Source organism: Streptomyces orinoci (assembly GCF_003121295.1).
GTDB classification, from domain to species: domain Bacteria; phylum Actinomycetota; class Actinomycetes; order Streptomycetales; family Streptomycetaceae; genus Streptomyces; species Streptomyces orinoci.
The window spans coordinates 1-8379 of sequence record NZ_PHNC01000034.1 but is presented as its reverse complement, the minus strand read 5'-3'; the positions used below and the strand labels follow the sequence as shown (position 1 = coordinate 8379).

Genomic DNA, 8379 nt, shown 5'->3' with positions numbered 1-8379 from the left:
GAGGGTACGCCGCACCGTACGGTGGTCCACGCCCCCGACAGGGAGGCGGAGTTGGCGGCGGTCTTCGGCCCCCGGCCGCATGCGGGTCACCGTCCGAGCGTGGTGGTTCTGCGGCCGGATGATGCTGCCACCCGGCCGGATGCGGGGCATGAGGCGGTGACGGTCACGGCGACGGTGGCTCCGCAGGGGGAAGTTGACTGGGCGGATCAGCACACCCGCGAGGGCTTTGCCCAGCGGATGGTCCATGCGGCCGGGGCTGCCGTTCCTGGTCTGGCCGAGCGAGTGCTGTGGCGCGAGGTGCGTACGCCGTTGGATGTCGCGGCGGCGACGGGGGCGGTGGGCGGTGGGGTTCCGGCCCCCGCCCTGGCGGGTGCGGACGGTGCGTTTCTGCACCCTGGCAACTTGGCGTCGCTGCCCGGCCTTTACCTGGCCGGTGGGTTCGCTCACCCGGGGGGTGGGCTTGCGCATGCGGGGATGTCGGGGGCGTTGGTGGCCGGGCTGATCGTGGAGGGTGCGGCTTTCCGCGGCTCGCGGTGACATCCCCACCCACGCACCGCCCTCCCCCAGCTACCGCTGGGGGTGCCCCCATCCCGGCGAGTGACGGTCGAGCTCGCCAGCGGGTGGCCAAGCACCGTCGGCGGCTGCCCGCGCCCCTCAGGGGCGCGGGGAACTGCGCGACCAGCCCAAGGCGGCCCGCAGTTGGGCACGACCCCGCGCCCCTGTCGGGGCGCCCTAGTAGCGGTAGTGCTGCTGGTCGTCGTAGCCGGGGCCCTGGTCGTGGGGATAGGGGGGTGCGTCCGTGTCGCGTTGCTGGGGGACCCAGACACCACCGGGCGGGGTGTCCATGTCGTACTGCTGCGGGGCGTAGCCGTCCGCGGGGTAACCGCCCATCCCGTACTGCTGCTGGGGCTGCTGCGCATAGCCGTCGTAAGTCTCGTACCCCTGCTGGCGGTTGCCGATATAGGGGTCGGAGTAGGCGGCGTACTGGCCCTGCGCATAGTCGAACTGGCCGCCCTGCGCCGGGTATTCGGCACCCTGCGGGGCGCCCTGGAAGGCGTCGTACGCGCCGAAGACGCTGGTCTCCTCCACCGCCGCGTACTCGGCGGTGGGCTGCTCCGGCACACCGGTGAGGCCGGTGGGGACCGGCACCTCGGCCGGCTCGGCGGGCTGGTCAAGCGGCGCCGTGGCGGCGGKCGTTGCGGCCGTCGTTGCGGCGGSSGTGGSGGSGSSKCTKKSDCGGCGCKGGGGGGGGGGWGCGCGSGCGYGCMSRYGGCGTCCGGGCGTCCCGCGGCCCGGCCCTCGGCCGGAGCCCCCTCGCTCGCCGCCGGCGGCCGCCGAAGCGCCCAGCCCTCGGCGAAGCCGCGCCGGAAGGAGAGCGTCACAAAGATCTGCCCGACCGCGAAGCCCACGGCACCGACGACAATCACCGGCACCGAGGTGAACATCACTCCGGCCACCACGCCGAGGAACCCGGCGAAGGCCAGCAGCCGCCAGCGCAGCCGGGCCTTGTACTGCAGCAGCACCTCGCTGAGCAGCCAGAGCGCGACGATGCCGAACGCGATATAGAGGACCGTCCAGCCCATTAGCGCCCCTCTCGTTCGGCCGCCGTTCCCGGCCGGCCGTCAGGACCGCTGGTGCAGTCCCAGGTTCTCGTAGATTTCCAAGGTTGCCGTGGAGTGGTTCAGGGTAATGAAATGCAGCCCGGGAATCTCCTCGGCCATCAACCGTGCACACAGTTCGGTCGCGTACTCGATCCCGACCGAGCGTACAGCCGCCGGATCGTCCTGTACCGCCCGGATCCGTTCTGCCAGTGCCGAGGGGAAGGCGGCATTGCTCAGCTGTGCGAATCGCTCGATCTGCCGGACATTGGTGACCGGCATGATCTCCGGGATGATCGGGGTGTCGCAGCCCGCCGCCGCGACCCGGTCGCGCAGCCGCAGATAGTCCTCGGCGTGGAAGAACATCTGGGTGATGGCGAAGTCCGCGCCCGCCCGGCATTTGGCCACAAAGTGCCGGACATCGGTCTCCCAGTCCGTGGAGCGCGGATGCATCTCCGGGAAGGCGGCCACGCCCACGCAGAAGTCACCCGACTCCTTGATCAGACGCACCAGTTCGGCGGCGTAGTACAGGCCCCTCGGATGCCGCACCCACTCGCCCAGCGGGTCGCCGGGCGGATCCCCGCGCAGCGCGAGCATATTGCGGATGCCCACATCGGCGTACTGGCCGATGATGTTGCGCAGTTCGGCCACCGAGTGGTTGACCGCGGTCAGATGGGCCACCGGAGTCAGGGTGGTGTCGGTGGCGATGCGCTCGGTCGCCCGTACCGTGCCCTCCCGGGAGGAGCCGCCGGCGCCATAGGTCACGGAGACAAAGGTGGGGGCGACCGCCTCGATCCGCCGGATGGCGTTCCACAGGGTGCGTTCACCCCGTTCGGTCTTGGGGGCGGCGAACTCGAAGGAGTAGGAACGCTCGCCGGAAGCCAGCAGCTCACGCACTGTGCGGGCGTGGTCAGTCCGGGTGGACGCGGTACCAAGGGCCATACCCGCCAAGTTAACCAGCGGTCCGGCGGCACCCCAACCCGTATTGGCGAAATGCCCTTTATCTCCGGGCGGTTCCTCAGCGGTTCTCGATGGTCAGTCGAGTTCCCGGATCCGCCGGGACAGCCGGGCGGCCGCCGCGCCGGGGTCATCGGCCTCGGTGATGGCGCGGACCACCACGATCCGCCGGGCGCCCGCCTCGAGCACCTGGTCCAGATTGCCCTCGTCGATGCCGCCGATGGCGAACCAGGGACGGTCCGGGTTGCGGGAGGCGGCATGGCGCACCAGGGACAGGCCGGGGGCGGGCCGGCCGGGCTTGGTGGGGGTGGGCCAGCAGGGGCCGGTGCAGAAGTAGTCCACCCCGGGCTCGGCCAGGGCGGCGTCCACCTCCGCCTCGGCGTGGGTGGAGCGGCCTATCAGCACCTCCTCGCCCAGGATGGCGCGGGCCGCGGGCACCGGGAGGTCGCCCTGGCCCAGGTGCAGCACCTGGGAACGGGCGGCATGGGCCACATCGGCCCGGTCGTTGACGGCCAGCAGCCGGCCGTGCCGGCGGGCCGCCGCGGCGAACACCGCCAGATGCTCCAGCTCCTCCGCGGCCTCCATGCCCTTGTCCCGGAGCTGGATGATGTCCACCCCGGCGGCCAGCACCGCGTCCAGGAACTCGGGCAGATCGCCCTGCCGCCGGCGGGCGTCGGTGCACAGATAGAGCCGGGCGTCGGCGAGCTGCTTGCGGGCGGTGGCGGACATACGGGTGGGACTCCCCCGGGGTCGGCGGTGTACGGGCCCGGACCTTCCGGCCCGTACACCGCGCTGTTTCTCAATTGCGGATGCGGTTGCGTTTGCGGTTGCGCTTGCGGACGGCTTTAGACGGCGAGCGCCTGGGCGCGGCGCTTCACCTCCGTGCCGCGATTCTCGCGCAGCGCCCGCACGGGGGTGCCGGGGAGGGTCGGGTCCTCGGTGAAGAGCCACTCCAGCATCTCTTCGTCGCTGAAGCCGTCGTCCTTCAGCAGCGTCAAGGTGCCGGACAGGCCCTTGATCACCCTGCCCCCGCCGATGAACTCGGCGGGCACCTGGAGCACGCGGTTCTCGCCCCGCCGCACGGCGATCAGCTGGCCCTCCTTGACCAGCTGCCGGACGCGCGTCACCTCCACGCCGAGCTCTTCGGCGACATCGGGGAGGGTGAGCCAGGCGGGGACGAGAGCATCGATCTTTGCGTCAATCTCGGTCACGGGACAAGCCTGCCATCCGCCACTGACAGCCGGTAGCCGGGTTGACCCGGGAGAGGCGTGAGACACTCCCGCGGACCCCCGCCCGGGCCCCCGGAGGTGCCCTCGGGCGCGGCCGGGCGCCCGTACGCTCACCGCCGTACCGCCGCCTTCAGCGGCACCGAGGCGTCCGCCGCCCGGGCCCGTCCAGTACCGCGCCCTGCTCGATCAGCTTGCGGCCCTGGGCCAGATCGCGGGGCCGTCCCACCGCGAGCAGGCCACCAGCACCCCGGACCTCAGCCAGCACACCGTCCAGGCGGCGCTGTCCGGGTCGCCGCGCCAGAGGAGTTCGTCGGCCGCGGCATGGTGGCCCGCGTACTGGACAAAGCGGCCGAACTGCTCGGACCAGAAGTAGGGCACCGGGTCGTAGACCGGGCCCTCCTCCGGCCCCAGCACAATGTTGGCGGCCACCGTGCGCGGGCCCTGGAGGGCGTTGTCCCAGTGGTGCACCAGCAGCCGCTCGCCATAGCGGGCGGAGGGGAAGGAGGCGCAGTCGCCGACCGCGTAGACGTCCGGCAGCGAGGTGCGCAGCCGCTCGTCGGTGACCACCGAGCGGTCCTCGGCCAGCTCGATCCCGGAGCCGGCCAGCCAGTCGGTGGCCGGACGGGCGCCGATGCCCACCACCACCGCGTCCGCCTCGATCCGGCGGCCGTCGGCCAGCACCACCGCCCCCTCCGTCACAGACGCCACCTTGGCCCCGGTGATCAGGCGGGCCCCCGCTGTGCTCGTACCAGTCGGTCATATGGGCCGCCACCTCGGCGGGCACCGCTCCGGCCAGCACCGGTCGGCGGCCTCCACCACGGTCACCGCGCAGCCCGCCTCCCGGGCCGCGGTGGCGAACTCGGCGCCGATCCAGCCCGCGCCCACCGCCACCACACTGCGCCGGGCGGCCAGCAGCGGCCGCAGCCGCTCGGCGTCGTCCATGGTGCGCAGCAGATGCACCCGGGCACGCCCTCACTGCCGGGCAGCCGGACGGGCACCGCGCCGGTGGCGATGACCAGCACGTCGTACGAGACGCTGCCGCGCACCGTGTCCACCCGGTGCTCCGCGGCGCGCAGGGCGGTGACCTCCCGGCCCAGCTGCACCTCGATGCCCAGCCCCGCGAAGTCCACCTCGAAGGCGGAGCCCTCCGCCTTGCCCAGCAGGATGGTCTTGGACAGCGGCGGCCGGTCGTACGGCGGGTGCGACTCCGCTCCCAGCAGGGTGATCTCGCCGGTCCAGCCCTGTTCCCGCAGGGCGACCGCGGTCTGCACGCCGGCCATGCCGGCGCCCACGATCACAACTCGCCCGCCACCGGTGGTGTTCGTCTGCTCACTCACCCGGTCACCATATGGCGACCGCGGAGGGCTTACCGAGCACCCGGCAGGAGACCTCCGACACAAACCCCCACCCGTGTGCGCCCGTCCGCCGGGCCCGCCGCCTTCCGGTGCTCTCCCGGCCCGTACTAGGGTGGCCGCTGTACACGCACTCGCGGAGCCCGGCGCACCGGGCTGAGAGGGAGGCTTCGGCGGCCTCCGACCGTACGAACCTGATCCGGGTCATGCCGGCGAAGGGAGGGGCTGGACGCCCATGCACGCGTCTCAATGTCCGGACGGCGGTGGCCCACCGGGGGCCTGGGATGTCCTGGTGATCGGCGGTGGCCCGATCGGGCTGGTGACCGCCTGGCGGCGGCCCAGCGGGGGCTGCGTACCGCGCTCGCCGACCCCTCGCCCGGCGGCGGTGCCGCGCGGGTGGCGGCCGGCATGCTGGCCCCGGTCACCGAACTGCACTACGGGGAAGAAGCGCTGCTCGCCCTCAATCTGGGCCTCGGCGCGCCGCTTTCCGGCGTTCACCGCCGAGCTGGAGGAGGCCAGCGGCCGGGACACCGGCTACCGGGCCTGCGGCACCTGGCCGTGCCCTGGACTCCGACGACCGGGCGCATCTCAGCGAACTCCACCAACTCCAGCTGCGCTGCGGCCTGGAGGCCACCTGGCTGTCCGGGCGGGAGTGCCGCCGGCTGGAGCCGATGCTGGCCCCCGGGGTGCGGGGCGGGCTGCGGGYGGACGGTGACCACCAGACCGATCCCCGGCGGCTGACCCAGGCCCTGCTGACGGCCGGTGAGCGGGCCGGGGTGGAGCTACTGCGGCAGCGGGCGGTCCGTCTGCTGACCGCCGGAGGCCGGGCCACCGGCGCCCAACTCGCCGATGGGACAAGGGTGTCGGCCGGCCAGACGGTGCTGGCGGCGGGCAGTCACAGCGGGACGCTGGCCGGGGYGCCCGAGGAGGTGCTGCCGCCGGTACGGCCGGTCAAGGGGCAGCTGCTGCGGCTGCGGGTGCCCGGCCCGTACCGTCCGTTCCTCTCCCGTACGGTCCGGGCGGTGGTGCGCGGCACGCCGGTCTATCTGGTGCCCCGGGAGAACGGCGAGCTGGTGGTGGGCGCCACCACCGAGGAGCTGGGCTTCGACACCACGGTCACCGCGGGCGGGGTCTACCAGCTGCTGCGCGACGCCCATGAACTGGTGCCCGGGGTAACGGAGTTGCCGCTGGTGGAGACCTGCGCCGGGCTGCGTCCGGGCTCCCCCGACAACGCCCCGCTGCTGGGTCCCACCGCGCTGCCCGGCCTGCATCTGGCCACCGGCCACCACCGCAACGGCGTGCTGCTCACCCCGCTGACCGGGGAGGTGCTCGCCGAGCTGCTGACCGGCGGCCGGGTGCCGGACGAGGCCATTCCGTTCTCCCCCGCCCGCTTCACCCCGGCACTTCAGGAGCAGTCCTATGACGGCACGACCGGCACGACCGGCACCGTTCGGGTCTCCGTCAATGGCGAGCAGCGTCTGGTCCCCGGCGGGACCACTCTTGACGGCCTGGTGGCCGCGCTCACCGACGCCCGGAACGGCATCGCCGCCGCCGTCAACGAGACCGTCGTCCCACGCGGCCGCTGGGCGGCCACCACGCTGGGCGACGGCGACCGGATCGAAGTTCTCACCGCGGTGCAGGGAGGCTGATCAGTACCCATGGCAGACGATCTGCTCACCATCGCCGACACCGTCTTCACCTCCCGCCTGATCATGGGCACCGGCGGCGCGCCCAGCCTGGATGTGCTGGAACGGGCCCTGCTGGCCTCCGGCACCGAGCTGACCACGGTCGCCATGCGGCGGCTGGACCCCTCGGTACGCGGCTCGGTGCTCTCGGTGCTGGAGCGGCACGGGGTACGGGTGCTGCCCAACACGGCGGGCTGCTTCACCGCGGCGAGGCGGTGCTCACCGCCCGGCTGGCGCGGGAGGCGCTGGGTACGGACTGGGTGAAGCTGGAGGTGATCGCCGATGAGCGCACCCTGCTGCCGGATCCTGTCGAACTGCTCGACGCGGCCGAGATCCTGGTGGACGACGGCTTTACGGTGCTGCCGTACACCAATGACGACCCGGTGCTGGCCCGCCGGCTGGAGGACCTCGGCTGCGCCGCGATCATGCCGCTGGGCTCGCCGATCGGCTCCGGCCTGGGCATCCGCAATCCGCACAACTTCCAGCTGATCACCGAGCGGCGAGTGTGCCGGTGATCCTGGACGCGGGCGCGGGCACCGCCTCGGACGCGGCGCTGGCGATGGAGCTGGCTGCTCGGCGGTGATGCTGGCCTCGGCGTGACACGGGCGCAGGAGCCGGTGCTGATGGCGGAGGCGATGCGGCACGCGGTGGAGGCGGGGCGGCTGCGTACCGCGCGGGGCGCATTCCGCGCCGCCACTTCGCGGAGGCGTCCTCGCCTGTTGCGGGCCGGGCCGCCTTGGATCCGGAGCGTCGGCTTTCACGGTGGCGTGACCGTCCGGGGCCGCACCCGGCGGCGGGATCTGCGGTGCCACGGTAAGTGCGTACCCGGGTGCGGCCCGTCCGTGGCTGGTCGCGCCCACGCGGCGGAGCCGCATTTCGATACCGTCCCGCCCCCTTCCGGGGCGCCGGCACCCGCACCGGTGCCCGTCCGGACGCACGCACCCGCAGCGCGCCCCGCACGGGCTCGTAGACTCGTGGACCGTGGACACCACCCTCCCGGACCCCCTGGTAGACCAGCTCCTCGACGACCGCTACCGCATCGAGGCCCGCATCGCCACCGGCGGCATGGCCACGGTCTACCGGGCCCTGGACACCCGCCTCGACCGTGTGCTCGCCCTCAAGGTGATGCACCCCGACCTGGCGCGGGACGCCGCCTTCACGGAGCGCTTCATCCGGGAGGCCAAGTCGGCGGCCCGCCTGGACCACCCCAATGTGGTGAGCGTCTTCGACCAGGGCACCGACGCGGGCTATGTCTACCTGGCCATGGAGTATGTGGCCGGCTGCACCCTGCGCGACGTACTGCGCGAGCGCGGCGCCCTCCAGCCGCGAGCCGCGCTGGATGTCATGGAGCCGGTGCTGGCCGCCCTGGGCGCCGCCCACCGCGCCGAGCTGGTGCACCGGGACATAAAACCGGAGAACGTGCTGATCGGCGACGACGGCCGGGTGAAGGTCGCGGACTTCGGGCTGGTGCGCGCGGTGGGCACCAACACCACCACCGACTCCGGCTCCGTCCTGGGCACCCTCTCCTACCTCGCGCCGGAGCAGATCGAGCACGGTG

General features: G+C 73.0%; 7 protein-coding genes, 6 pseudogenes and 1 riboswitch (1 of these 14 only partly in view). Of the genes and pseudogenes, 5 read left to right on the top strand and 8 right to left on the bottom strand.

Annotated elements, in window-relative coordinates; all coding sequences use genetic code 11:
- Positions 1-537 (top strand): annotated as a pseudogene (locus CV755_RS31310) (phytoene desaturase family protein); it begins 861 nt to the left of the window's first position.
- A 195-nt stretch (positions 538-732) separates the two neighbouring features.
- Here CV755_RS31310 and CV755_RS37280 read toward each other — a convergent pair.
- From CV755_RS37280 to CV755_RS36985, 8 genes and pseudogenes are all read right to left on the bottom strand, one after another.
- A complete protein-coding gene (locus CV755_RS37280) occupies positions 733-1149 on the bottom strand; it encodes a hypothetical protein (protein WP_422070618.1) in 417 nt (138 codons plus the stop codon).
- A 131-nt stretch (positions 1150-1280) separates the two neighbouring features.
- A pseudogene (locus tag CV755_RS37275) lies at positions 1281-1583 on the bottom strand (hypothetical protein); the annotation flags it as partial.
- A 39-nt stretch (positions 1584-1622) separates the two neighbouring features.
- The gene (metF, locus tag CV755_RS31300) at positions 1623-2540 is read right to left on the bottom strand and encodes a methylenetetrahydrofolate reductase [NAD(P)H] (RefSeq protein ID WP_109280737.1); all 918 of its coding nucleotides are present in this window, start codon (positions 2538-2540) and stop codon (positions 1623-1625) included.
- A 93-nt stretch (positions 2541-2633) separates the two neighbouring features.
- A complete protein-coding gene (gene thiE / locus CV755_RS31295; RefSeq protein ID WP_109280738.1) occupies positions 2634-3284 on the bottom strand; it encodes a thiamine phosphate synthase in 651 nt (216 codons plus the stop codon).
- Between the two features lie 116 nt (positions 3285-3400).
- Positions 3401-3766, bottom strand: a complete 366-nt coding sequence (locus CV755_RS31290) for an Rv2175c family DNA-binding protein (RefSeq protein ID WP_109280739.1) — start codon at positions 3764-3766, stop codon at positions 3401-3403.
- A 204-nt stretch (positions 3767-3970) separates the two neighbouring features.
- Positions 3971-4162 carry an oxidoreductase C-terminal domain-containing protein gene (locus CV755_RS36430; RefSeq protein ID WP_241561510.1) on the bottom strand — a complete coding sequence of 64 codons (192 nt, stop codon included), beginning with the start codon at positions 4160-4162 and terminating at the stop codon, positions 3971-3973.
- A 129-nt stretch (positions 4163-4291) separates the two neighbouring features.
- A pseudogene (locus CV755_RS36990) lies at positions 4292-4696 on the bottom strand (FAD-dependent oxidoreductase); the annotation flags it as partial.
- Complete coding sequence (locus CV755_RS36985) at positions 4606-5121, bottom strand: FAD-dependent oxidoreductase (protein ID WP_338323722.1); 516 nt, start codon at positions 5119-5121, stop codon at positions 4606-4608. The pseudogene CV755_RS36990 and the gene CV755_RS36985, both read right to left, overlap by 91 nt.
- A 140-nt stretch (positions 5122-5261) precedes the next feature.
- A riboswitch (TPP riboswitch) is annotated at positions 5262-5374 on the top strand.
- On the opposite strand from CV755_RS36985, the pseudogene thiO reads away from it, so the two are divergent.
- From thiO to CV755_RS31270, 4 genes and pseudogenes are all read left to right on the top strand, one after another.
- Positions 5372-6542: pseudogene (gene thiO / locus CV755_RS31280) on the top strand (glycine oxidase ThiO); the annotation flags it as partial. (Overlaps the previous riboswitch by 3 nt.)
- Before the next feature lie 60 nt (positions 6543-6602).
- Positions 6603-6785, top strand: a pseudogene (gene thiS / locus CV755_RS36425) (sulfur carrier protein ThiS); the annotation flags it as partial.
- Between the two features lie 9 nt (positions 6786-6794).
- Positions 6795-7638, top strand: a pseudogene (locus tag CV755_RS31275) (thiazole synthase).
- A gap of 164 nt (positions 7639-7802) precedes the next feature.
- Positions 7803-8379, top strand: a 577-nt coding sequence (locus tag CV755_RS31270) for a protein kinase domain-containing protein (RefSeq protein WP_153068779.1), incomplete at its 3' end; no start/stop codon positions are given.

Bases quoted from the DNA above. Each gene is read 5' to 3' on its own strand.
- metF (WP_109280737.1), bottom strand. From the start codon at position 2,540: ATGGCCCTTGGTACCGCGTCCACCCGGACTGACCACGCCCGCACAGTG.
- thiE (WP_109280738.1), bottom strand. From the start codon at position 3,284: ATGTCCGCCACCGCCCGCAAGCAGCTCGCCGACGCCCGGCTCTATCTG.